This is a genomic window from Streptomyces flaveolus (assembly GCF_044765825.1).
Lineage (GTDB): Bacteria > Actinomycetota > Actinomycetes > Streptomycetales > Streptomycetaceae > Streptomyces > Streptomyces flaveolus.
On sequence record NZ_JBIWKU010000019.1, the window covers coordinates 71,074 to 94,382 of the forward strand.

The 23,309-nt window shown below is 68.7% G+C and carries 18 protein-coding genes and 8 pseudogenes; 7 read left to right on the forward strand and 19 right to left on the reverse strand.

Annotated features, from left to right (window positions below; genetic code table 11):
- Positions 1–599: WD40 repeat domain-containing protein (locus ACIRG6_RS36815; protein WP_403326350.1), on the forward strand; the 599-nt coding region annotated here is incomplete at its 5' end.
- Positions 600–774: 175 nt separating this feature from the next.
- Here the strand turns inward: ACIRG6_RS36815 and ACIRG6_RS36820 are convergent.
- The 3 genes and pseudogenes from ACIRG6_RS36820 to ACIRG6_RS36830 form a co-directional block, all read right to left on the reverse strand.
- Entirely contained in the window at positions 775–1,200 is a 426-nt protein-coding gene (locus ACIRG6_RS36820; protein ID WP_403326353.1) for a hypothetical protein, read from the reverse strand.
- 401 nt (positions 1,201–1,601) lie between these two features.
- Entirely contained in the window at positions 1,602–2,066 is a 465-nt protein-coding gene (locus ACIRG6_RS36825; RefSeq protein WP_403326356.1) for a hypothetical protein, read from the reverse strand.
- Between the two features lie 865 nt (positions 2,067–2,931).
- Positions 2,932–3,422: pseudogene (locus ACIRG6_RS36830) on the reverse strand (transposase); the annotation flags it as partial.
- 3 nt (positions 3,423–3,425) lie between these two features.
- On the opposite strand from ACIRG6_RS36830, the pseudogene ACIRG6_RS36835 reads away from it, so the two are divergent.
- Together ACIRG6_RS36835 and ACIRG6_RS37790 are read left to right on the forward strand one after the other, a co-directional pair.
- Positions 3,426–3,519, forward strand: a pseudogene (locus tag ACIRG6_RS36835) (IS5/IS1182 family transposase); the annotation flags it as partial.
- A gap of 471 nt (positions 3,520–3,990) precedes the next feature.
- Positions 3,991–4,401: pseudogene (locus tag ACIRG6_RS37790) on the forward strand (SCO2400 family protein); the annotation flags it as partial.
- Between the two features lie 50 nt (positions 4,402–4,451).
- Here ACIRG6_RS37790 and ACIRG6_RS36840 read toward each other — a convergent pair.
- The 6 genes and pseudogenes from ACIRG6_RS36840 to ACIRG6_RS36865 form a co-directional block, all read right to left on the reverse strand.
- Positions 4,452–4,934, reverse strand: a complete 483-nt coding sequence (locus tag ACIRG6_RS36840) for a hypothetical protein (protein ID WP_403326359.1) — start codon at positions 4,932–4,934, stop codon at positions 4,452–4,454.
- A gap of 742 nt (positions 4,935–5,676) precedes the next feature.
- Positions 5,677–6,039: pseudogene (locus ACIRG6_RS36845) on the reverse strand (helix-turn-helix domain-containing protein); the annotation flags it as partial.
- 38 nt (positions 6,040–6,077) lie between these two features.
- Complete coding sequence (locus tag ACIRG6_RS36850; protein ID WP_403326362.1) at positions 6,078–6,356, reverse strand: hypothetical protein; 279 nt, start codon at positions 6,354–6,356, stop codon at positions 6,078–6,080.
- 1,109 nt (positions 6,357–7,465) lie between these two features.
- Positions 7,466–7,711, reverse strand: a complete 246-nt coding sequence (locus ACIRG6_RS36855) for a hypothetical protein (RefSeq protein WP_403326365.1) — start codon at positions 7,709–7,711, stop codon at positions 7,466–7,468.
- Positions 7,712–7,959: 248 nt separating this feature from the next.
- A complete protein-coding gene (locus tag ACIRG6_RS36860; protein WP_403326368.1) occupies positions 7,960–8,115 on the reverse strand; it encodes a hypothetical protein in 156 nt (51 codons plus the stop codon).
- 182 nt (positions 8,116–8,297) lie between these two features.
- Positions 8,298–8,651, reverse strand: a complete 354-nt coding sequence (locus ACIRG6_RS36865) for a hypothetical protein (protein ID WP_403326371.1) — start codon at positions 8,649–8,651, stop codon at positions 8,298–8,300.
- 241 nt (positions 8,652–8,892) lie between these two features.
- Between ACIRG6_RS36865 and ACIRG6_RS36870 the strand changes: the two genes are divergently transcribed.
- From ACIRG6_RS36870 to tpg (ACIRG6_RS36880), 3 genes and pseudogenes are all read left to right on the forward strand, one after another.
- The gene (locus ACIRG6_RS36870; protein ID WP_403326374.1) at positions 8,893–9,303 is read left to right on the forward strand and encodes a hypothetical protein; all 411 of its coding nucleotides are present in this window, start codon (positions 8,893–8,895) and stop codon (positions 9,301–9,303) included.
- An 82-nt stretch (positions 9,304–9,385) separates the two neighbouring features.
- Positions 9,386–10,789, forward strand: a complete 1,404-nt coding sequence (locus tag ACIRG6_RS36875; RefSeq protein ID WP_403326377.1) for a VanZ family protein — start codon at positions 9,386–9,388, stop codon at positions 10,787–10,789.
- Positions 10,790–10,917: 128 nt separating this feature from the next.
- A pseudogene (tpg, locus tag ACIRG6_RS36880) lies at positions 10,918–11,340 on the forward strand (telomere-protecting terminal protein Tpg); the annotation flags it as partial.
- An 89-nt stretch (positions 11,341–11,429) separates the two neighbouring features.
- Here the strand turns inward: tpg (ACIRG6_RS36880) and ACIRG6_RS36885 are convergent.
- From ACIRG6_RS36885 to ACIRG6_RS36930, 10 genes and pseudogenes are all read right to left on the reverse strand, one after another.
- Positions 11,430–11,945 carry a hypothetical protein gene (locus ACIRG6_RS36885; RefSeq protein ID WP_403326380.1) on the reverse strand — a complete coding sequence of 172 codons (516 nt, stop codon included), beginning with the start codon at positions 11,943–11,945 and terminating at the stop codon, positions 11,430–11,432.
- 415 nt (positions 11,946–12,360) lie between these two features.
- Positions 12,361–13,128, reverse strand: a pseudogene (locus tag ACIRG6_RS36890) (helicase associated domain-containing protein); the annotation flags it as partial.
- A 259-nt stretch (positions 13,129–13,387) separates the two neighbouring features.
- On the reverse strand, positions 13,388–13,693 hold the full coding sequence (locus ACIRG6_RS36895; protein ID WP_403326383.1) for a hypothetical protein: 306 nt from the start codon (positions 13,691–13,693) through the stop codon (positions 13,388–13,390).
- Positions 13,690–14,184 carry an RNA polymerase sigma factor gene (locus ACIRG6_RS36900; protein WP_403326451.1) on the reverse strand — a complete coding sequence of 165 codons (495 nt, stop codon included), beginning with the start codon at positions 14,182–14,184 and terminating at the stop codon, positions 13,690–13,692. Before ACIRG6_RS36900 ends, ACIRG6_RS36895 begins: the two co-directional genes overlap by 4 nt.
- A gap of 39 nt (positions 14,185–14,223) precedes the next feature.
- Positions 14,224–14,517, reverse strand: a pseudogene (locus ACIRG6_RS36905) (WhiB family transcriptional regulator); the annotation flags it as partial.
- Entirely contained in the window at positions 14,498–14,746 is a 249-nt protein-coding gene (locus ACIRG6_RS36910; RefSeq protein WP_403326386.1) for a hypothetical protein, read from the reverse strand. The pseudogene ACIRG6_RS36905 and the gene ACIRG6_RS36910, both read right to left, overlap by 20 nt.
- A 167-nt stretch (positions 14,747–14,913) precedes the next feature.
- Positions 14,914–18,123, reverse strand: a complete 3,210-nt coding sequence (locus ACIRG6_RS36915; RefSeq protein ID WP_403326389.1) for a Helicase associated domain protein — start codon at positions 18,121–18,123, stop codon at positions 14,914–14,916.
- 100 nt (positions 18,124–18,223) lie between these two features.
- The gene (locus tag ACIRG6_RS36920; RefSeq protein WP_403326391.1) at positions 18,224–19,252 is read right to left on the reverse strand and encodes a TniB family NTP-binding protein; all 1,029 of its coding nucleotides are present in this window, start codon (positions 19,250–19,252) and stop codon (positions 18,224–18,226) included.
- Positions 19,246–21,498 (reverse strand): transposase, encoded by a 2,253-nt coding sequence (locus ACIRG6_RS36925; protein WP_403326394.1) that lies wholly within the window; start codon positions 21,496–21,498, stop codon positions 19,246–19,248. Before ACIRG6_RS36925 ends, ACIRG6_RS36920 begins: the two co-directional genes overlap by 7 nt.
- Entirely contained in the window at positions 21,495–22,349 is an 855-nt protein-coding gene (locus tag ACIRG6_RS36930; protein ID WP_403326397.1) for a TnsA-like heteromeric transposase endonuclease subunit, read from the reverse strand. Before ACIRG6_RS36930 ends, ACIRG6_RS36925 begins: the two co-directional genes overlap by 4 nt.
- A gap of 273 nt (positions 22,350–22,622) precedes the next feature.
- Here ACIRG6_RS36930 and tpg (ACIRG6_RS36935) point away from each other — a divergent pair.
- Positions 22,623–23,152, forward strand: a pseudogene (gene tpg / locus ACIRG6_RS36935) (telomere-protecting terminal protein Tpg); the annotation flags it as partial.
- Positions 23,153–23,309 lie beyond the last annotated feature (157 nt).

A 23,309-nucleotide genomic window follows, 5' to 3' on the forward strand; every position in this document is an offset into this window, starting at 1 on the left:
CGTTCTCTCCGGACGGCACTTTGCTGGCCACCGGCGGCGCTGACTCGACGGTGCGCCTATGGAACCCGCTCACCCGGAAGCCGGTCGGCAAGCCCCTGGCTAGACACACCGGCTACGTAAGCGCGGTGGCGTTCTCTCCGGACGGCACTTTGCTGGCCACCGGCGGCGCTGACTCGACGGTGCGCCTATGGAACCCGCTCACCCGGAAGCCGGTCGGCAAGCCCCTGACCGGACACATTGGCGACGTGAGCGCGGTGGCGTTCTCTCCGGACGGCACTTTGCTGGCCACCGGCGGCGGGGACAAGACGGTGCGGTTGTGGGACCCGGTCACCCGGGAGCCGGTCGGCAAGCCCCTGACCGGACACACCAGCATCGTGTACTCGGTGACGTTCTCCCCGGACGGCGCCCTGCTGGCTACGGCCGGCGCCGACTCGACGGTGCGGTTGTGGGACCCGGTCACCCGGGAGCTGGTCGGCAAGCCCCTGACCGGACACGCCGACTACGTCTTTTGGGTGGCGTTCTCTCCCGACGGCGCCCTGCTGGCCACTGCCAGCCAGGACATGACAGTGCAGCTATGGGCACGGTCCACCCGCATGTAGCAACGCCCAAGGTTTCAGCACCCGAGTTCAGGCCCGACGGCCGTCCAGCGAGCAGTCGTCGATGACGAAAGGGGGCGGAATCGGTCGCTGTGACAGCGGACCGACAGCCACGACGGATGCCGCTGCGCCATGTTGTCCTGCCCGCGTGTTCGCGGGCAGGACATCGCCGCCGACGTCAGACCACGGAGGCGCAGCCGGTGACGGAGCCCGCCGGTGAGATGTTGCAGACACGGAACTGTATGTTCCGGGCCCGGAATCCCATGTCCAGGGAAGTGGAACTCCAGGTGCGGAACGAGCTGTAGGTGACCCAGGGGGATGTGGGCCCTGCCTGCACCTCGCCCTTGAACTGGAACACGCCGCGCAGCGTGCAGGCGGAGTTGGCCCGCGACATGGAGTACGAGCCCCAGGTGATGTAGCCCGGGTAGTTGAGGTCGGACGACTGCTTGTAGCCGTACGTGCCGGTGACCCGCCAGCACGAGTTGTACGAGGTTCCGCTGATGTTGTACTCCGCCGCCGAAGCGGAGGATGGAGCCAGGGCGAGGGCTGCTCCAGCGGTCGCTGTGGCCACGGCAACCGCGACCTTGCGAAGCGTCAGACGCATTGTGTTGTCCCTTCCGTACGTCAGTCATGCAGCCGGATCGGCGCGTGACCCAGGGGATAGGGAAGCGTCGGCAGGGGCAAGAGCCAACTCCTGTCCCGGACAACCGGAACACTGTCCGTGCTGGTCAGGGCCTCGTGCGGATCAGTCCCGGACAAGGCGGACACGGGAAGAGGAAGTGTTCAGCGCCGCCAGCACCTGCGCCTGGTCCCCCGGGCGCCCCGGGCGCTCCGGGTCAGTGCACTCACGCCCTGACCATGATCGTTCTCACCGATAACCGCTGTACCGATGTTCCCCGAGGCCGGAGAGCCACGTGAGTTCAGGGAAACTGAAGGGGCCTCAGTGGGAACTCGAGGGTCGGATGGTGTGCTCTGAGGGGATCGATCGGTGGGTTCGTCTCGAACTCACGTTGAGGCATCCAAATCTGCGGGCTTCATCGCCTTGTGAAGATGGGCCTCAACCGGACCCAGGTGCTGGTCATAGGCCAGGACGATTTCGTCCGCGAGGTTGAGGACACGGATGCTCCCGCTCGCGAACTGCAGGACGATGCCGAGGGCAAAGTCGAGGTTGTCGTGCCGGTAGCGGATCTCTCGGGTGGAGAAGATCTGCTGGCCGACGAACCGGGTCATGGGGAAGTCGGGCAGGTCGTCCTCGACCGTGGTGTGGCCATATTCGTCCATGTCGTAGGGGCCATGAGGCTGGTCAACCTCCATGGACAATCCATCGCCTGGCGTGTGGAACCGGACGGGGCCGAGGTCGTCCATATGCAGCCACATGTGCAGGAGAGAGGGCTCGGTCTCCTCGTAGTGGTGCCAGGACGTCGTCACCTTCAGCAGGCGTCTGCCGACCAGGTCCTCAGCATTGATCATCGACTGAGGCTGTCACAGCGCTCAACGACTCGGCACTGGTTTCCAGGAGGCGCCGGGCCGAGTCCGCGTAGCGCATCGTGGTCTTCTCGTCGAGCCCGAAGACCTCCGCGAGATGGAGTGGATCAGGCCCGTGGGTCAGGGCTTCTTCGAGCTGCCGGTCAACGCGAAGCCGCTCCAAGGTGGCGTCCTGCCCTCGCATCGGAGCACTGATCCAGTGGTTGCTGGCCCGGCCGGTCGTGTTGGCGGTCTGGTTGTTGATCAGCAGGTGGAGGTTCGCGGTGCTCGGCCATCGGCACGCCGGTGGTCCAGCCAGTCCGTCAGGAGCTTCAGGGTGAAGTCGTCGAGAGGCCGGGCGCGTCCGGCGATGGTCAGCCTGCGGTTGCCGAGATCGACGTCGTCGAGCACCAGGGCGGCGATCTGGGCGACCCGGGCGGCATGGACCGCCGCGAGGGCGAGCACGAGCCGCGCCGCCGGGGTCATCGCTGTCGCGACGGAGCGTTCGACCTGCTCGGGGAGGAGCGGTTGCAGCACGGCGTACTCGTTTTGCCCGACCTTGATCCGGCTGGTGGGGTTGCGGAAGATCAGCCCCTGCCGTTTGGCCCAGGTGAACAGGGACCGCAGAGCGACGAGCTGGTCACGCCGCTGGTGCCCGTGCAGCGTCTTGACGTGGGCGAGGACGTCGTCGCGGGTCACCTCCCGCAGGTGGTCGTAGCGGTTCGACCACTCCAGTAGGGCCGGACGGACCTGGTTGAGGGAGAGCCAGACCGTGCCCTCCCTGCGTGGGAGGCTGCGGGGGCCGCCGTTGCGCAGGACGCGGGTCCAGCGCTCGGCTTCCGAGCGGATGCCGGGTGCGAGCCCTTCCAGGCATCCGACGAGCCAGCGCTCGAAGGATGACTTGCTGTCGTCCTCGAAGATCCCCATCTCCTCCAGGACCGTGACGATGTGGCCGACGGGCAGGTCCAGAGCCCGCAGCGGGGCGAAGATCTCTGTGTGCCGGATCACGTCGCCCTCGACGTGAGATGGCGACGGCGACGGGAAGGCCGCTGCGGTCCACGACGAGGTGGATTTTCGATCCACTCTTGCCTCGGTCGGTCGGATTCGGTCCGGTCAGCTGCCCCCTTTGAGTGCTCGGACGCTGACAGAATCGACGGCGAAGCGCGACCAGTCCAGCTCGCCCTGGGCTCCGAGTTCATCGAGGATGACGCGGTGCAGACGTGCCCAGACCCGGGCCTGGCTCCAGCGGGCGAAGCGCCGGTAGACCGTGGGCCAGGCCGGCCCGAAGACCGGTGGCAGTTGCCGCCACGAGCAGCCTGACGTGGCCACGAACACGATTGCAGCCAGACACTCGCGGTCCCCGGTCGCTACGAGCGAGATCCCCGCAACTACCTGGCCTTTCTCGGCCTGGCAGCCGCCCTGTGCTACTACAAGCGACCTCATCCGCCTCACCACGTAGGACACGGTCTTAGGGGCGGAGAGCCTCGCTTCGTTGCCATCCTGCGGAGCGCATGAAGCCACGAACCCGGCCATACGAAGGTGCGGGACCCAGGGGCCCAGGCGGACCCGGCGGCCGTTGCGGACCGTGTCCACCAGCGAAAACACCGGTCTGAGGACCCAGGGACCCAGGTTCTCGGGCGGTTGCTGGGTCCAGCTGGGTCCGCTCGCGCGATGACACAGATCTGGGGGATGTTGTCGACGACTGAACGACAGGGAACTGGTCGCCGTTGTGCCTCTCGCCCGTAGGTCTCGGTGACCGTGATCAAGGCGACGTACTCGCACGTCACCTGAAGTTTCGCGCGCTGAGGCAGGGGATCCGCACAGGAGCGCCACATCGGCCCCACACGGTCTTTCGAAGGCGCCGTTAGCGTTACATGCTCGATCCCACGCTCGATCCGATCCCTCGTGCAAAACTGTCAGGAAGAAGCGGATGGACTACTGCTCCTCGTGCCGTCGGCACCTCAACGGAGCCCTGGTGTGTCCGGGTTGCGGCGCTTACGCCCCGGACATAGCGCCGTTGACCTCAGGCGGCCGCACCGTCCCGGCCCCGGCCGCCATAGCGCTCTGGCCGGAGGTGGCGGCGACGGCGGGAGCCGACGCGTACGGCGCCTACGACGACGCCGGCACTGTTTTTGAGGACGTCGGCGGTGATGTCGAGGGTGCCGACGGTGAGACCGAGGGGCCTGCCTCCTCACCGCAGGGGCGGGCGGGCCGGCGCCGACAGCGGGCCCGCTGGAAGAAGAACCAGCGTCGAGCCGTGGTCGCGACCGCCGTCGCGCTCGTCGGCGGCGGTCTGACCGTGGCCTCGATGGAGGGCAGTTCCGGCCATCGCGCCCAGGCGTCGACGGCCGATAACCTTTCGAGCATGGGCACCGGTGAGCAGTCGGTGGATCAGACCGCCGAGCTCCCGCCGGCCGGCACGGGCAAGCACCGAAAGCCTTCCTCCACGAGCTCCCGGTCCTCCACGACCGGCACCTCGCAGCGGCGTTCCGAGGCCGTCGCGACCCACACGGACTCGGCGAGGGCGCGGCAGCCGGTGGCCGCGGCCTCACAGGCGAGGTCGGGGGCTGCCGCACAGCCGGCCGCGTCCGTACCATCCGCCGACACCCGGTCTGCCGACACGACGACTGCCGGCACCGGTACCGGTACGTCGGCGGCCCGGTCGCCTGAGCCGACGGCCACCGGCGGCACGGGGTCGGGAACCTCGGCAACTTCAGGCGGGTCGGGAACATCAGGCACGTCGAGCACGTCGGATGCGTCGTCCTCAGAGTCTTCGGGGACGTCCCAGTCGAACTCCGCACCGGCGGCGACCTCCCCGTCGGGCATCTGTGTGCTCGGGCTGATCTGCGTGAGCTGATCCCCCTCCCAGGTCAACTGGTCACTCTCTGGACCTCGCCAAGGGAGCCGAGATCAAAGTCCCCGAGCCCAGAACGAAGGCCGCGCACATCGCGCCGCGCGCTGGCGTTGATCAGCTGGCGTCTCATCGGCGTGGGCAGAGAGGCCGTGTTGCAGGCCGGGGCGACTTCGAGTATCGGCTCCCCGATCGCGTGGGTGCTGGCGGCGAGGTCGTCTACGACGGTGCGCGGCGACGGCCGGGTCGGCCGGCGGATCGGTGGGAGGCGGTGGCGGGGCGCGCGGACGTCGCGGACGGCCTGGCGGACCACGGCGCGCACCGTGGCGCTGTCGAGGGTCCGGAGGCCGCTGTGGGCGAGCGTGGCGAGGCCGCGGGTGATCAAGCGCCGCGACGACGTCCGCGCGGCTGGAGACGTCGATCAGGGCGCGTTGGGACAGGCCGTAGTCAAGCGCGGCCGCGGCGGTTCGGCGCCGTGATCCTGGTCCTCGTGCTGCTCGCCCACGACTCCATCGTCCTCCGGCCGGCGGGCCGGTCCAGGGCGCAGTGAGGTGGGTGCCCGGCTCGGTGCACCAGAGCCGCACCCAGCGGCGCACCGCCTGGACGTCGTCGTTGCTCGCCACTACGTTGTCCGCCGTCGTCATACCCGCCCCCTGTTCTCCGGTCTGGCTAGAACGCAGCGGGCTCCGCCAGGTGCGGCCAGCAGTTCGTGCGAGTAGCACCCCTGCGGCCAGCCAACTCACTACGGGCGAGGCCCGCGTCGTGCTCGGCGATGCTGTGGTCGCGGGTGGGGACCAGGGTGCCCTCCGCGATTAGGACGGTGCCGGTGCGGAACCGCTTGCGCTGCTGGGGTGCGAGCGCTGGCCCGAGGTGGTCGATGATGCGGTCGGCCGCGGACTTGGACACCCCGAACAGCGGTGCCGGTTGGCGCAGAGTGAGGTTCGTGCGCCAGTAAGCGGCGACCAACAGCACCCGGTCCGCCAGCGGCACGCCCCACGGCCGGCCCCTGCGGACCGGGTCGGCGCCCTCGCGCCGGAGCGCGGTGATCAGCTTGCCGAATTGCCTTGGGCTCAAACCGCTGAACGGGGGTATCCACGCGGGATCCGAAGCCGTGATGACGCCAGCCATTTCAGGATCACCGCAAGTGGCCGGGCGCCTCTCCCTGTTCAGTACGTTTCAAGGGCTGGAGGAAGGTTCGCGGTCGTGTGCGCTTCCGCGATGTTGAACACACTGGCGCACGCCGGACACTCTGCCCGGCCAAAGACGTGTCTGATCCCCTCGGCGAGCCGCTGCTGCCCGTCCCGGTCGGCTGTGGCGTGCATCCATCGGCCCGGGTCGCGAAGCTCCTCGGCCGGGGCGGGCCGCAGCGACCGCCGCTCGATGTCGCCCTGCTCCCAGTCCCGAATGGCCGCGTAGCAGCCGTAGTCACCGACGGCGATGGTCACCTCCGCTTCGCAGCCCGGGCAGGACACGGCATAGAAGTCGTCGGCGAAGTCCCCCCAAGGAGGCGCTCCAGTGGTACTGCCCTGCAAGGGCAAGCAGATCACCGAAGAGCCGGTTGTAGTCGGCCGGACGCGTCCGAAGCCTCTGGTCCACGAGTTCCCGCAACCGGTCGACCTCGTTCGGACAGCCCGCGAGCAGAGCTTCACCATCGGGGTGCCGCAACGTGCCACGCACGATGGCACTGGCCAATTCGAGTGCCTGGGCACACGCGGGAGCTAAAGCTGCCAAGCGCGGGAGAGCTGCGAAGCTCGCCGCGGAGACCGTCTCACCGTGGAGGCAGAGACGGGCCCACAGCTCGTCCCACGCCTCTGGTGCTTCTTCTCGCTCCACCTGATCCAGGAGCAGTGGCACTCGCCCAACCACCCCGTGAGCATCGACCACCTGCGTCCAGTCCGTCACGAGGGTATTCAACTGTTCCTACAGCCTCGCTGCCAACCTGCAGAATGACAGGGCCTCGAGCTCCCGAGCCATTGCGGGACAGCCCCTAGCTGGCCTGCCGTGAAGTGAGCGGTCGGGGTGCTGTCAAGTACCCCGAACGTCATCGCATTGTCCGAAGCGGATGCATCCGGCGTCACCAGCGGGGAACCTGAAGCCGTCTCGAACATCCAGCGCCCCGCCACGGCCGTCCGCTGCGGGGCCTCGTCCGCAGACATCGAACGGCCGAACGCGGCGGGTATCTCGTCTCGAACGCCCCCCGCCGCACTGGTCGCTGAGAGTCCACTTAGCACCGCCGCAATGGACAGCACCATCCCGACAGTGCAAAGCCGTCTACTCACAGGCATGACACAGCCTCCCCGCGGAGTCTCCCCGACCCCGACCTAACGTGAGCTAATGTTCACGGACCGCACACTGGAGGGTAGAGCGGCACCTGTCACAAGATCTAGATCCGATGCCGCGCTATTCGGACTGGTCACGTCGAACAAGCTGTTTTCATCAGACGCTGGCGAAGGCGGACAGCAGCGTGTCGGTCCGGACCTGAAGACCGCGTGTCCCGGCTCCTGCGACTTCGACGGATCAAAACCCGGACAAGCTCACTCGCGGGAAGCCCGGGTCAGCCCTTATCCCGCCCTGGCAGGGCCGCGCCATCCAGGAACGCGTGATAGGTCTCAACGGCATCCGGCTCGACTTCCGGGTTAGACGGTCCATAGCGGGTGTCGGAGCGGTCCCGCTTCGGTCCGGAGACCCAGAACTCCTCACTGGTCTGCGTGTCGTAGAAGTTCGCGTCGAACATCCCGCCTGCCCGGCGCAATGTCCTTCCCTGAAAATACGCAGTGCTCCAAGTCTTCGAGAAGTCCACCCACCCGATCCACGAGGGTCCACGGTCGGTGTCATAACCAGACTTCAACTGCACGAACATGAGGCGTCGAGGCATGTACCCAGGGTCCCGCACAGCCCGCACCCGCGACCAGCGCTTTTACAGCAGACAGAGGGCACGCCCGCCCGCGCTTCTTCACCTGGAGAGTGCCTCCTTCCTGGCAGCCGACAGGACCCAGACAAGCCCCCAAGCCCCGGAGAGGCTGGCTCGTGAAAGCCCGAGGCTAGGGGTCAAGGGAGGGTTGCGCGGCGAAGCACCCCCGCGTCGGCGGGGAGGACGGGCAGGGCCGCACCGAGGTACTGCTCGACCTCTTCCCGGCCGCCCGGGTCCGCACGCCCGGCGACGGGCTCGCCCAGCAGAGCCTGCCACTCATCCAACGAGGACATACACGTCTCCCACACCGGTCAGCGAAGAACTGCGCGCCAACTTAACTGCCTGCACCACGACGTCGCGCGGCGCGGCCGCCGTCAGACGGGACACCCCCTGCGGAAGTCGGCTCACCGCGCGGAACCCGCGAAACCGCGGGGCGAAATCTGCTGCCAAGCGCCATGGCGGGTGGAGGCCTGTCCTACGCCGACGGTGACTCGATGGAGAAGGCCGTGAGCTGCAAGACCGCCCACTGTGACCGGTGCCGGCCGCACGGCATGGCCGAGTGGGGTCTCATCGCCGCGTGGCGGATGCGCGAGGGCGACGACGAAGGCGTGGGCGGCGTGAAGCGGGACTGCCCGCACGGCGGCTGGTCACCGTTCAACTGGTGGTACGAGACGGCCCTCGGCAGGCGGGCCTGCTGGAACAGGGCGATCGTGTCGATACCCGGAGGCGGGGCGTCCTCGAGCTGGTCGGATTCCAGGCCGAGGTCGAGGGTGAGCTGCTCGCCGGGCCGGGGCAGGTCGACGATCTCCAGGGAGCCGGTACAGGACACCAGGGCGCCACCGAAGGCGCTGGGCCGTTCGGTTGGGTCGTGCCGCCACAGCAGGCCCTTCGTGAGGCGGCCGGCAACCAGCCCTGTGATCTACCTGAGCGTAAGGATATGGCCACTACCTGTCTCAAATGATCTTCACGAAGATGCGCGTAGCGTGATCAAATACTTACGGCATCGACATGAGCAGCGCCTCTCTGCGTCGAGGGAACTGTCATGTCTACGACATAATTAGGGGTAACTGATGCGCTCCAAGACCAACATCGCCCTGACCGCACTGGCGATAGCGGCTGGCTCGGTCATGTTCAGCGCGCCGACCGCGTCGGCCGCGGCCTACTGCAGCGGTTCCGGCTACACCGCCACCAACGAACCGATGGAGCGGTGTACCACGTTGTCCAACGGCATCGTCTACAACAAGCAGGTCTCCGGCACCACCGTGTACACCACGTACTCCAAGACGGGCGGCTCTACCGTCAGCGTCCGCCTCGGCTACACGTACAACGGGTCCACGACGTACTCCTCCTACTTCTCCATCGGCTCGGGCCAGACGGTGAAGAAGTCATGGGGCCTGAGCAGCAGCGCCTACTGCAAGAGCATGACGGGCGTCCTCAACTACAGCGGCGGAACGTTCCAGACGCCGTCCACGCACTGCTGAAACCAGACGTGCGCAGGCCCCGTCTGATCAGACGGGGCCTGATGCCCTGTTGGATCACTCCGTACTACGCAAGGACCGCGCCGTGTTCTCCGCGATCTTCCAGCATCACGTCGCCTATCTGGTCGCGTGCACATTGACCGCCCTGGCGCTCGGTGGCGGGGCGTGGGCGCTCGCTCGCCGACTGGGCAATCCCCACGGCCTGTGGTGGGCCGGGCTTGCCTTCACCGTCACCGGTGTCCTCGGCGTCACGTTCATGGGTGCCGGCCCGGCCAGCGGCGTATGTGTCCTCAACCACCAGTTTGGCGAGCCGTTCCACACCACCCAAGGGCTGTGGAACCTGGCGATGATGGTGCCCGTCGGCGCTCTTGCCCTCCTGGCCGTCCGCAGGCTCCTGCCCGCCCTTGTCGCCGTCGTCGCCTTCCCCTTGGCGATTGAGTTCACGCAGGCCACCGTCGACGGTCTGGGGCGCGTCTGCGACAGCTCGGACGCCGAGATGAACATCATCGGCGGGCTGGTGGGGATCGCCATCACCGCGACGGTGCTCACTGTGCGCGCGTCGCTCCGGTGGCAGGGCGGCGTGAAGGGTGCGCTGATCGCCTCCGTTGCATTGCTCCTGCTGGGTTCGGGTGTCGCCCGCCCGATGCTCAACTTCACCAACGTCGACGGCAGCGGCCTCTCTGCAGCGGGCACGGACCAGAGGCAGGCCGTCGAGGCGGCGGTCGAGGAAGCCTTCGGCGACCGTTACACGATCGGCCAGCTCTATGAACAGCCCTGTCTGGACACCTCGTGCAAGAACATCATCTTCAACCTGCATATCCGTGGGAAGGGCCAGTCCGAGCTGTTCGGCAACGGCAGCCTCTCCTGGCCGGACAAGAAGCACCTGAACGTCCTCCTGGAAGACAGCGACCGGCCCACCGACATGGGATATCCGGTAAAGGGCACGACCACACCCACCACCGACCACGAGGCACACGAGATCGCGCAGACATACGCCCGCCAGCAATACCCGTGGGCCAAGAGCGCAACCGTGCAGGAGACCGACCCCGTCGGCGAGAAGGCCAGCCTGGGCTGGATGACGAACTGGCGATGGACGCACAACGATGTCCTCATGCCCAGGATGCTGGACGTCCAGATCGACAAGGCCGGTCGCGTATCCCAGATCGACGTAACCCTCGGCCCTACCCGCGCCGACCTTCCCAAGCCCAAGCTCGACGCGGAGCAGGCCGAAAAGGCGGTGAACGACGCCGTGGCAGCGCAGTTGCGGGCCAACGGAAGCACGGGCGCCGAGTTCCAGACCAAAGCCATCACCGTGAAGGCCGACGACCTGGATGGCGCGTGGAAGCCCTACTGGCTCGTCAACGTGACATGGCCTAACGCCGGACAGAACGGCGATGCGCAGGCGCCAGCTCCCGTGGAAACCTACCGAGTCAACGCTCTGAGCGGGCAGGTGTACGACGCCGGCCGGGTGCCCATCAAGACGAGCTGACCTCTTCGGACACGGCGGATGACGCCAGACGCACGCGTGTTACGCCTGGCTCTGTTCACGAGTTCCGGCTCTGGCACAACTTCCGTGAAATAGCGCCGGCCGGACTTGTACCCGCCTCTGGACGTGCACTCGGCCTCTCGCAGCGCACCGTCGAGCGCTACGTCAAGGACCAGATCCGCCGCCCCCGCGCCGACCTCGCGCAGCGCCTCGAGGACGCCGTACGCCAGCGCTGGCAGCCCCGCATCCGCGCCCAGGCCCGCAAGCAAGCTGCCACCAGCGCCGGCCTCGTCCTCGACACCCGCGCCCGCTTCGGCTTCACCGCAGCACCCGGCACCACCGACGACGCCCGCATCCGCCACCTCACCCTCGCACTGCCCCCGCACCACGCCGCCCGCCTCTTCGACGCTCAGGACCAAGGCGCCGGCGAACAGCAGCTGCGGGCCCTCGCGGCCGAAGCACTCGGCGAGGTCTACTTCCGCGACGGCGGCCGCCGCGCCGCAGGCCTGGAGGTCGAGTTCACGGATGTCGAGCACGTGGAGTTCAACCTGTAGAAGGAGCGGCATCCCCGCGGGCGCGGGCAACAGTGGACAGTGAGCGTCGCCGCCCCGATGCCGTCGGGGCCATCCCCGCAGGCGCACTGTCATGCTCCGGGCGCTCCCACTCCCACAACGAGGGTCCGTGGTTCTTCATGGCCTTGCACACCGCGTTGACCAGCGACTGCGGGTTGGCTGCGGAGGCGGCCTTGGGCTGCGTCCACTCCAGTGCGTATACGAACAGATCCCGCACGTGGTCTGCGGCCCCGGAAGCGCCGGCCGCCGCGGTGAACAGCGCGTCGAACAGACTCGCGATCCTGCGACGACCAGGCGGACATCAACCGCAGGGTCAGCGCGCGGGCGGCCGGCGGCACCCGTTCGTCCAGGCTCTCGGTCTGCCCCATGGCCTTGGCCAGGGGCTTGCCGGTCACCCACTCGTTGCCGGTGACCAGGGTGAGGTTGTCGACGAACGCTGCGGCGGTGCGGGCCATGGCCAGAAGGTCGTGGCCCCGCAGTGCGATCACCGCGTCCAGCCGGCGCTCGGTCTGCTCGAACTCGCCCAGGGCCGCCTCGCCGACGGCGGCCTGGAAGTAGACCTGCGCCAGTTGGTGGGCATCCGCCACGTGCGTTCCAGGGCCACACACCCCTCATCCATGCCGTAGGACATCATGACCGGTGTGTACTGCGGTACTCCTCGCCGGGAACGGCCAGTTCCTGCTGCCCGCGCTTTGTCGAGCTGGGGGAGCGCAGACCCGTCCGCGCGTACGGCCCGCCGCCGGTCCGCTGCTCACAGGGCAACCAGTAGTCACCAACGGCCGCGGGGCCGTTCGGCACCGAGCTGGACTTCACGGAGGCATTCGCGGTTGTCCGGCAAACCGGGCACGACGCGGCCCTCGCCCTTCGCCCAGGTGAAGCTGCACAGTGCCTTGGGTCGGCGCCTGCCGCCATCGTCTGCGGCGTGGGAGCCATGGCCCGGGACGTTCCAGGTGACCAGCGTCCCGCCCTCGTACGGACGCTGTGCGACCACTTGGACCACAGCTACGCCCACTCCACCCCCAGCTCTCGCAGCGCTTGCACCTGCTCACCGGTGAGTTTGTCGCGTCTGGCGCGGGTGTTCGATAGCCACACGCCCAGGCGTACAGCCACCGGCTCGGCCTCGCTGTCGACCGTGATCTGTTCGCTGTGGCCGCGGGGGACTGGCCGTTGGCCTTCCCGTTCGATCCACTGTGCGAGGGCTGCCAGTCCGCGCTGAAAAGCCTGCTGGGCCTTGCTCCCCTTTGCCGTGCCCTTGATCGTTGGTGCGGGAGGCGGTGCCTGGGCGGGCTGTACGCCCAGCTTCAACAGCCGTTCCTGCTGCTCGGTGGTCAGCAGTCTCCAGTCCCGACGTTGCCGTTGGAGCCAGCGTCCGATGTCGTGGCCGTCGATCTGCACGCCGGGTGCGACGTCGGGCAGGACTCCGCCGGGTTCGTCGGCGGCGAGGTGGGCGAGGTGGCGGTAGTGGCGTTGCCAGTCCAGGGGCCAGGGACAGTTCCAGTCCGGGTCGATCGCCGTCAGCTGTGCCGCGCGCGCAGCCGCCCGCTCGGGATTCTTCCCGAGGCCGCCCTTCCGCCGCAGGTTCGCCAGAAGCTGCCCCGCCGGTACGAGACCCTCGGTGTCGCTCTCGCCCCAGACGGCGTCTTGGCGGGGTGCGAGGTGTCCGGTGGCGCGCCGGTAAGCCCGGAACACCGCGAGCTTGGTCTCCCAGGCTTCTTCGCCGGGCTCCCAGACCATGCCGGCCTCGGGGGCGTCGAGGAGCTTCTTGCTGTCGTCGCCCAGTTTTTCTGAGTTACTGCTCGGGCTGTGAGCTGGGGTTTCTCAGTTCATATGGGTGATGTTGGCGGTGCCTGGGGGTGATCGAGTGTGAGGTTGGTCGAGGCGGTGTCTCTCTGACCTGCGCGTACGCGGGTGTGCGCAGCTTGGTCGAGCAGGGTGCAGTTGCAGTGAGCTGCTATTTGATGGAACAGGTCAGGCGATGTCGGGGTTGGTGAGGTCGTTGAGGTTGGACCTGTCGGCTGTGCTTGTGTGCCTACTCGTCGTTGGTGCTGTCGGTCTGCGGTTCGAGGTCGATCTCATGCAGGGCCAGGACAAGGTGGCTTTCGACGTCTGTGGTGGCCTCAAGGGTTGCCTGCAATTCCTGCCGGCCGTGGTCGAGGAAGGCGTCGATTGAGGCTTTAACGGGAGGCGCGGGAGGAAGAGTGGCGGCGTACAGGGCGGCTGCCGCCCTGCTGTCGACATCCGTGGTCGCGTCCAGCGCGTTGGTCAGGCGCCGCATGGCGGAGGTCAGCACGTCATCTACCGGCTGGGCGGCGCTGCGCCTGGGGGAGTTGCTCACAGTGCGCCTCCTTCGTCCTGTTCCTGGAGCATGCGCTCAAGGTTGTGACGCGCCCGGCGCAAATTTTGGCGGACGTTGGCGCTTGGGACGCCCAGTGCTTCGGCTGTCTGTGCGGGCGTGGCTCCGTCGATTTCAAAGGCCATCACCGTGCGCTGGAGAACAGGAAGCCTCCGCAACAGTTGCACGAGGTCGACCTGCTCGGCGATGTCGCCGCTCGGGTCGGGCACACCCGCTTCGGGTAGGTCGGCGGGGTCCGAGGACCAGGTCTTCTGCTTGTCTTTGGCCTTGAGCCACATGCGCCAGGCGGTGGTCCGAAGCCAGGCTTCGGGGTGTGTCACTGATTCCCATGCCCGTGCGAGTTGTACGAAAGCGCTCTGCACGGCGTCCTCAGCGTCGTGTCGTCCTGCACCGGCGGCGATCAGGAACCCGACGGTCGGTACGAAGCGAACCCGGAAGAGAGCCCCGTACTGCTGTTCCTGTTCCAGTGACAGACCCTGCTGCTCTTGGGTCTGCCGGGGCCGTTCTTCGACAAGTAGACCGGCGCTCTGCTCTGGCTCGGCATGTGCGTTCTGCAGAACCGTGCGCCAGGACTTGACGGTGGGACGTCTGCGAAGCAGTGCGCGCCGTTCTCGTTCGGTCATGCCGCCCCACACGCCGAACTCCACTCGATTGTCGAGTGCGTCGGCGAGGCACTCCGTTCTCACGGGGCAGTCGGTACACACCGCTTTGGCCCGGCCCTGTGCCGTCGACTGCACGAACAATTCGTCCGGATCACTGGTACGGCAGGCCGCCTGATCCGACCACTCAGTCACCCACGATGACACTGCTGCCCCCCTGCTTCTCAATTGCCCGCGGTCCGCCGACTTCGATGGTGATTCTGTCGTGTTCGTCCATGACCCGGCTGCCGCCGGGCAGTTCCCGGATCATCTCGCTGCGATGTCTGCTGCGGATGCGGGCCATGCTGGTGCGTCCGTGCACCCGAATCAACATCCGCAGCGCGCTTGTGAGGTATCCGGCCCCGGCGGCGAGGGCTGCAATCTCATACTCCGGCATCGCTGGGGCTCCTGATCGGTGAACGTGGGCTCGACTGTCGAAGGGTGAGTGCCTGCAAGGGGCCTGCTGCGTGACCTCGATGCCAGATCTTTTTTGAGTTTTTTCTTCCGGCCGGGCGGAAGAGGGGGTCGGGCGTGCCCGGGGCGGACAGTGGTGGGGGCGTCAGTTCATGGCGGAATGACACCGATGGTGGTGAGGAGATGCTGTTGCTGGGGGTGCAGACGTGGCCAGTTGCGGTGTTGGGTCTGGATCCATGTGGTGATGCGTGGCGGGTAGGGCTGACCGGTGTGGTGGCCGGTCTGGGCTTGATGGTAGGTGCGGTGCCAGTGGTAGGGCCAGGGTGGGTTCCACCAGGGGTCGATGGTGTCGAGGGCGTGCAGGGTGGCGGGGGAGAGGCGGCGTTGGCTGGCTTTGCGGCGTTGTTGGATCAGCCAGACCCCTAGAGGGAAGCCGTCATGGGGCGTGCTTTTGGGGACGCAGAGGTTGCCGGTCTCCTTGGCCCAGGCGCGGGCGTGTGCCACGCCGGGGCTTGGCGGGTAGGGGCGGGTCGCTTCGCGGCGCTGTGTGCTGGTGCGGTTTTCCGGGGTGATGCCGATGCCTGTGAGGAGCGTGTGCTGTTGCGGGTGTAGCTGGCGCCAGGCGGCGCGTTGAGCGGATGCCCAGGAATGGGTGGTGGAGTTGATGGGTGTGGTGCGGGCGTGGTGGTAGGCGCGCTGCCAGCGCATGGGCCAGGGTGGGTTCCACCAGGGGTCGAGCATGGTCAGTGCGCGGTGAACGGCGTATGGGGTGTTCGCGTGATGGGCCAGAAGACGTTGTCGGGCGAGCCAGGATCCCAGGGGGAAGCCGTCGTGGACGGCGCAGTACGGCGTCGCCAGACTGCCGTGCGCGGCTGTGTAGCTGCGGGCGTGCTCGAGCGCGGTCTCGGCATACGGGGTGACGGGCCGGGTGCGGGTGCTCTCCTCGGTGAGGCCGATGTCGGCCAGCAGGCGCTGCTGGCCGGGATGCAGGTCGGCGTAGTGCCTGATCTGCCAGCGTAGCCAGGCCTGCTCGTCGGGGGCGAAGCTGCGGAACTGGTGCATGGCGTCTGGCTGGTGGCCGGCCTGGACCTGATGATGGATGTGCTGCCAGGCGCGTTGCCACGCCAGGCTCCAGGGCGGACACCACCACGGATCGACCGCGGTCAGCGCCTTCGCCGCAGCGCACTGAGGCGCGCCCGTGTCGGCATCTGTTCGGGCGTGCTGGCGTTGCCGGCGCAGCCACCGCCCCAGCTCGAACCCGTCGTGGACGGTGCTGATCGCGGCGGCGAGAGTGCCGTGTGTGGAGTGATAGGAACGTGCGTAGCCGAGTCCGACGGCGAAGTCGGCTTCGCGTTCGGCGGGCCGTGCGGCCGCGCCGCGGGCCCGGTCCGCGGTCAGCCCGATCCGGGTGAGCAGGTCCTGCTGGTCGGGCTGGAGTGTGTCGTATTGGGCGCACTGGTTGGTCAGCCACCTGGCGAGTGCGCGGCTGGTGCCGGGGAATCCGGCCGCGGCGTCCAGGACGTGACCGTCTGCGATGTGGGTGTGTGCCTGGTGCCAGGAGCGTTGCCACTTCAGGGCCCAGGGCGGGTTCCACCAGGGGTCGATTGCCGACAGTGCCAGTGCTCGGGGTGAGGGAGCGCCATGACGCAGCTGGTAGGCCCGGTCTTTGCTGCGCTGGTTGGCCAGCCACTGCCCTAGCTTGAATCCGTCCTGGACGGTGTCGGCGGTCGCGGTCACCAGCGTGCCGTGGGCGCGGGCAAAGGCGCGTGCACCTGCGAGGGTGCGTTCGAAGTGGGTGGCCATGTGCTTGCGGCGAGGTCGGGCCGCCCGTACGGCCTCGGGAGTGAGGCCGATGTCAGACAGCAGACGCTGCTGCGCGGGGTGCAGGTCGGCATAGCCGGTGCACTGCATGTGCAGCCATTCACCCAGACCGAAGCTGGTGGTGGGGAAGCCGCGCTCGGGCCGCAGGCCGCCCCGGGCGCGGGCATGGTCGCGGGCTTCGTAGTAGGTACGCTGCCACATCACCGTCCAAGGCGGCCGCCACCACGGGTCCAACGCCTCGAGTTCCGCGACGTGTTCGGGCGGTACCGAGGGGGATTTCCGGTGGTTCGACAGCCACCGGCCCAGCCCAAAGCCGTTGAACCGCTCGCCGATCGGAGCCGCGAGGTGGCCGTGAAGGGCAGCGTAGGCACGGGCGTGGGCCAGACCGGTATGAAATGCCTGTTCGGGGGTGAGCCGCAGCCCGCGGCCCCGCGACGGGCTGCCTCCCACCGCCTCCGGCTTACTGCCGTTGCGGTAGGCCTGCAGTTCCCGGGCGATGGGCCGGGGCCGGTGTGCCATGTGCAGCGTCCACAAACGATCGGCGGCGTCTGCTCCATCAGGGGACCGCACGCAGTTGTGCACCCATACCAGCAGGGGCCCGGCTGAGGTCGAAGCGATCTTCTCGGGCAGCCAGCCCCGGTTGGTGATCTGGGCCAGCTCGCTGACCAGAGCGGGCGTATCCGCAAGGGTGTGCGGCAGGTGGCCGCGGCTCTCGGCGAGCAGTCGCCGCCTGAAGCCTTCGTCAACGAGAGCAGAGGCGAGGGCAACCGTCTCCGGGTAGGTGACCGCGTCCCTGGCCAGCAGTCGCCACCAGCCGGGATCGGTGCCTGGCGGCGCGAGCTGCAGTGCCCGGCGCGGCCATTGCTCGTCCTCAGGCCATTGCTGTGCCCACCAGGAGACGGCTACGGCATGTGCGACCTCGAACGCACGAACGCCGTCCGGCCGGTGGCGCAGCAGATTCAGGTGTCGCCGGTGTGCCGTGATCATCTCCGGCAGCCCCGTTAGGTCGATCTGCTCGGTGCCGGCCGGTGCGCCGCCGATCCAGTGGGTGCCGAGCATCCAGCGTCGGTGGCGCGGGCAGACCCGGGTGTGCGGCTGTAAGTACAGCCGTGCGGGTTTGGCCCGTCCGGTGCGTGCGGCTGTGCACAGCCGGCAGCCTTCCCCCGCAGCCGGGACCACGGAGCCGAAGCGGAACCGCCCGGCCGTGCCCGCCCCGTCCGGCGAAAGAGGTTCCTGGGCGGTCCAGGCAGGCAGGGCACGCTGAAGGATCTCCTCGGGCACGCGGCTGAACATGCAGACACGGGCGCGGGCTTCGGCGTTGAGGTAGACCTCGCCGTCCGGGCGGTAGCCCTTGAACAGGCCTCCACCGACCTGCAGCAGCGCGGGGACGAGGTCTCTGACGCCGAGCCGGTAGCGGTCGGCCAGCCGGTCCAGGTACGAAAGGTTCGTCTCGCCCGGCAGCGGCGCGAGCCGTGCTGGCCCCGGTCGTGCCGCAGCCGTACGCGGCGGCTGCGGCTGTGGTGGAAGAAAGTCGTGCATCAGGGAGTGAAGGTCGTTTCCTGGCGGGCCCGGACGTGCTGGCATCCGAGCCGTGGCCGAACGGTGGATCGGTGCGGACGGTTGAGGCAGACGCCGCCGGTCAGGGCTGGCGTTGCGTGGGCATCCGGTGGCGCCTGGGTGCCCGGGCCCGTTGTTCGGCGGCGGTGTCGAGCTCGATCTGTTCGAGCAGCTTCTTGGTGATCTTTTCGGTGCCGTCCAGCAGGGATACCAGGGCGGCTTCGCGGATGAGGTGGGAGAGGCTGCCCATGCGTCCGCCAGTGCGGGCGTGCAAGTAGGCGGCGTGTGTGACCAGCGTGCCGGGCCGGTGCTGGCGCAGCCGCAGCGCGCTGTCCATGCCGTTCACCAGGGCATTCCAGACCTGCTTGTCCGCGCTGCTGCCGTAGCGCAGCGGCTGGTTGCGCACGATCTTGAAGCGGCCGGCGAGCTGGGAGCCGCGCACGCCGGTCAGCAGTGGCGAGGCTTCGACGTCGATGCCGGAGTAGACGAACGTCGCCGGGATCCGTTCGCCGAGGTACTTCAGCTGGTCGGAGGTCTCGGCGCCGGCCCGGCTGCGGGTGTCCATCAGGTGCACGTCGTCGACTAGGACCAGCTGGGTGCCCATCTCGCAGAGCAGCTCGCACACGGCGTTGGTGATCTGGATCTGGTTCATCCGCTCCAGCGTCGGCAGGCCCAGGAAGCGGGCGAACTCGCTGATGAGCATTTTTGGGGTGGAGGACGGCGGCACGGTGATGAACAGGACCGGCAGCCGCCCGTCCTGGTTCGGTTGGCGGCGCCGGTCGGCGAGTTCGACGGTGCGCCCGAGCTGCTGCATCGCGGTGGTCTTCCCGGTGGTCGCCGGCCCGGAGATGATCAGGCCGCGTCTGGCTCCGCCCTGCTGGCCGCGGTTGAGCAGCAGCAGGCGGCGGACCGCGGTGGAGATGGTGTCCATGGCGGGGGTCTTCAGCACCACGAACCGTGCGTGGTAGTCCTCCCGCTGCTCCAGCGTCCACTCCTGGTCGCCGGCGTCCCGTGCCGGGGCGTGGGGTGTGTCGACGAACTGCTGCCACCCGTCCCACGTGGTCAGCGGACTGAAAGTGCTCGTGGTGGCGGGCTGGGCCGCTGTCACCATGCCTGGGCCTCCTGGTACGGGTCGTAGATGAGCATGCCGCCCGCCCCGGCGGCGTTCAGCGTCTGCCCTGCGGCCTGGTCCCGGTCTGTTTCGGCCGACGACTCGGATGCTTCGGCCTCATCCGCGTGTTCTGCCGCGGCGTCCTGGCCGTCGGCGAGGGCGGCGAGAAGGTAGTCCTCGCCGTCCGGGTCGTCCTCGATGTCGTCCAGGCTGTCGTCGGTGTCCCAGCGGTCGCCGTCTTCAAGCGGGACGGTGAAGGAGCCGGGCAGCCCGAACGAGGCCCCCGGCGCCAGAGGCGCAGGGCACTGCTGCGAGGCGGTGGCAGGGGACGGGTCGGTCATCTGCGCGGCCGCCTGGGCCCGGGCGGCTACCGTCCGCTCTCGTCTGCTGCCCAGTCCCTGGCTGGCACGGCGCAGCAGCGCATCCAGCGCCTGAGCGATCGCCGCCTCGTGTTCTTCGCGGCCCTCGCGGCGTTCCACGGTGCGGCGGACGTAGTCGAAGGTGAACGCGGTGAAGGGGCGCCGTACCGCCTCCGCGTGGACCCACGGCACCTCCAACCATCCCCCGGGCAGGCGCACCCACACCCGGTTCGGATCGTAGGGGTTGTGGTGGACCTCCCACCGTCCGTTCTTGTCCTCCTGCGGTGAGCGGCGGCGCCGGTAGGGGTTGAGGCCGGGGTGGTCGTAGGTGCGGTAGCCGAAGCGGACGCCGTAGTCGTTGATCGCCAGCCACCGCAAGGGCAGCAGCTCAACGTAGTCGTCGGCGGACAACGGCACGGGCACGTGACCGGTCACCGCCACCAAAGCTGCCCACATCTCGTTCGGAGAGACAGCGACCTGCGGCATCATCGGGTGCCGCAGCGCCTCGTGACGACGCTCCTGCCACCCGCAGATGACCCACTCGTCCAGCAGTTCCTGAAGCTGCGCCAGGCTCCAGCAGGCATCCGGTTCTGCGGCCGCGCCCCGCTGGGAGACGTCCGAGCCGGTGTGGCCTGGCAGGTACTGGCTGAACCCGTCGGCGATGGCGCGAAAGGTCCGCTCCACGTTCCCCTTCGCCGGGCCGTTCGCCGGCGGTACCGGCTGCACCGACACCCCCAGGCTCTCGCACGCGGAGACGAACGAAGCCGACACATACACACGGCCCTGGTCCACGATCACCGTCTCCGGCATGATCACCGGCCGTGCGGCCGCCTGCTCCAGCCGAGCGTCCAGCGCGATCAGCCGCTCATACGGGATGACGGATCGCTGCATGGACAGCGCCTTGTCCCAGCCCGGCCGGATCGCCGTCGGCACCACCATCTGCGCCAGCAGCATCGCCGCGTCCACCGACGTCGTGCCCATCGGGCGCAGCAGCGCGGCGCAGATGCTGCGCGTCGCCACGTCCAGCGCGATGCTCAGCTCGACCCGGCCGGTCACACCGTCGTCCAGGACCGCCAGTACATCCAGCGGCGTGCTGTCCAGCATCACCAGCTCGCCCGGCCGCAGTGCCACCGTCGGCGTGAAGGGAGGTGTCGGCCGCGACGCGTGCCACCGCCGCTGCGCCGCCGTTCCCAAAAGGCCTTGTCCGTCGGCCACCGCGTGCGCCAGCCGGTTAAATGTCGACGCCGGCGGCAGGGCCACCACTCCGGCGCCGTACTCCTTCTCCAGCAGCCACCTCACCTGGCGGCGCAGTCGTGCCAGCGTGCCTGTCGACCGCTCCCGCTGTCCCTCCAACACCTTCCTGACTGCCGCGACGACCCGCTCATCGGCCCGCCCCACCGCCGACCGCTCCCGCACCGCACGGCCGTCGACCAGCCCCCACAGGCCCTCGCTGCGGTAGCGCGCCCGCATCCGGCGCACTGTCGCCGCACTCGCCGCCCAGCCTGCCGCCGTCAACTCCCCGGCCTTCGCCCGCTCCCGCTGCGCCAGGCTCCGCGTCGCCGGATCGAACTGCTCACGCGGGGCGCCCTGACCGTCCGCGTCAGGAAAGCCGGTCTCCACCTCCCGCACATGCCGCTGCCACGCCAGAGCCCGCTCACGCACCTGGTCCGGCAGGGCCTCCAGCAGCCCGAACGGCGGCACCTTTCCCGGCACCGGTCCGCCTTCCACCTCGAAGGACGGATCGGCGAACAGGTAGGGCAGCAGCACCACCGCCGAGGCGCCCTCGTCACTCACCAGCGTGGCCCGGGGACCTTCCAGCACGGCGAGCGTCCATACCCGTCCGTCGTAGCGAAGGCGCGCCCCGACCTCGACAACCGCCTGCGTCACGCCGCTTCGGCCTCCTGCCGTGCGACCGAGACGACGACACGCTCGTGCAGCGGTTCGTCCAGCCGCACCCGCAGCACACCGCTCCACAGTGCGTGGAAGACCGCGGGCCATACGGCGATCGGATCCCCCAGCTCACACACCGTATCCACCGCCGGCCGCGGACTGCCAAAGGCCTCCAGCAGAGCCGGCATCCACGGCCCTGCGGCGTACCGGGGATGCCGGTACGCCGCCAGCCACTGCACATTGGCCACCAACACCGGATCCGGCGGCCCCGCCAGCCGGTAGGACCAGCCCGCTGCCTCCGCGGCAGCTGCCGCGACCCGTGCCCGCGCCGCCAGCCGGGCCGAGGGGCCGCTGCGGCCCGCGCAGTCGAGCAACAGGCCGCTGCCGTCCTGAAACCTGGCCATCAGCTGCGGTGCATGACCGACGGCCTTGCTCTCCTCACGCCACAGCAGCTCGACCGGCCGGCAGGCCAGCGCCACCACCGTCGATTCCCGGTCCAGCAGCATCAGCTGGGTCCGCATGACACCAGACCCGTACGCCACCAGCCGCCCGGTCGTCGACGACCACCACCAACCCGGAGCAACCCGCCGCCCGTGCCGGACGGGGAAAGGCCGTACCGCAGGACTCTCCTCGAAGGGGACGTCCTGCGCAGCCTCAAGCCACGGGACCTGACGCGAGCAACCCAGAGGGTCTCGAAAGCGCACATCGATGAGGTTGACGTCTACGGCTGGAGCGTCTTCGCGTCGCACGGCACCATCCGTACTGTGCGGCTCGGGGATGCGGCACCTGGCCTCGGGCACCGCGGACGATGCGGCCTCCTGGCTGCTGTCGGCGATCACGTACTCCACACAACGCCATACCTGACCTGCCGCGCAGCAGAACCGGCCGGTAACCGCAACATCAGTGCAACCGCGGGTTGTTGGGATGCGTCCGGCACCCAGGTGTCGGCCGGCAACGGCTGGCCGGATACCGACCGGCTTGCGCCGCTGTGGCAAGCCGCTTCCCGGCGGCTTCAGAGGAGGTCCGCGACCGCTACGACGCCCCCGACCTCAACCTCGCCCGCTACATTAAGGACGGCACGTCACCGACACCGGCCACGGCGAGTAGGGAGCAGACGGCCGATGAGCATGTTCGCGGACGGCCGGACGCCGCCGTGCACAAGGCGTTCACCCACCCCGTACTCAAGACCGCGTCCGCGCAGATGCGCTACCTCGTCAGAAACCGCAAAGGCACCCGCGCGGTGGGCCAGCTGCTGCGCATCTCCCAGCGCACCGTCAACGGTACGTTAAGAACCAGATCAAGAAGCCCCGCCCGGACCTCGCCGCCCGCCTGGAGCGCGAGGTGAAGAAGCGGTGGCAGCCGCAGATCCGGGCCTGGGCCCGCCGCCGGGCGGCAACCACCGGCGGCATCGTCATCGACACCCGCGCCCGCCTGGGCTACACCGCACCCATCCACCGACCAGGACCGCATCCGCCACCTGACCGTCACCCTGCTTCCGCACTACGCCGCCCGCCTCTTCGGCGCCCGCCTGCGCGCGCGAGATCGCGGCCGAAGCCCTCAAAGACGTGTACTTCCAGGACGGCGGCCGCCGCGCCGGCTCCCTGGAAGAGAAGTCCGCTTCACGGACATCGAGCCCCTCGAGCTCGACCTGCAACAGCCAGGCCCCGGCCTGCGGACCGAGAGCCCCGGCCCCGGGCCGCCGAGACCCGCGCGCCCACCCGGCTGCCCGTGCCCGTCCGCTGGGCAGCGTCTCACCGCAGCGAAACACTGCCCAGCCGGGGGCGTCCTGCCCTTGACCGCCTGATGCG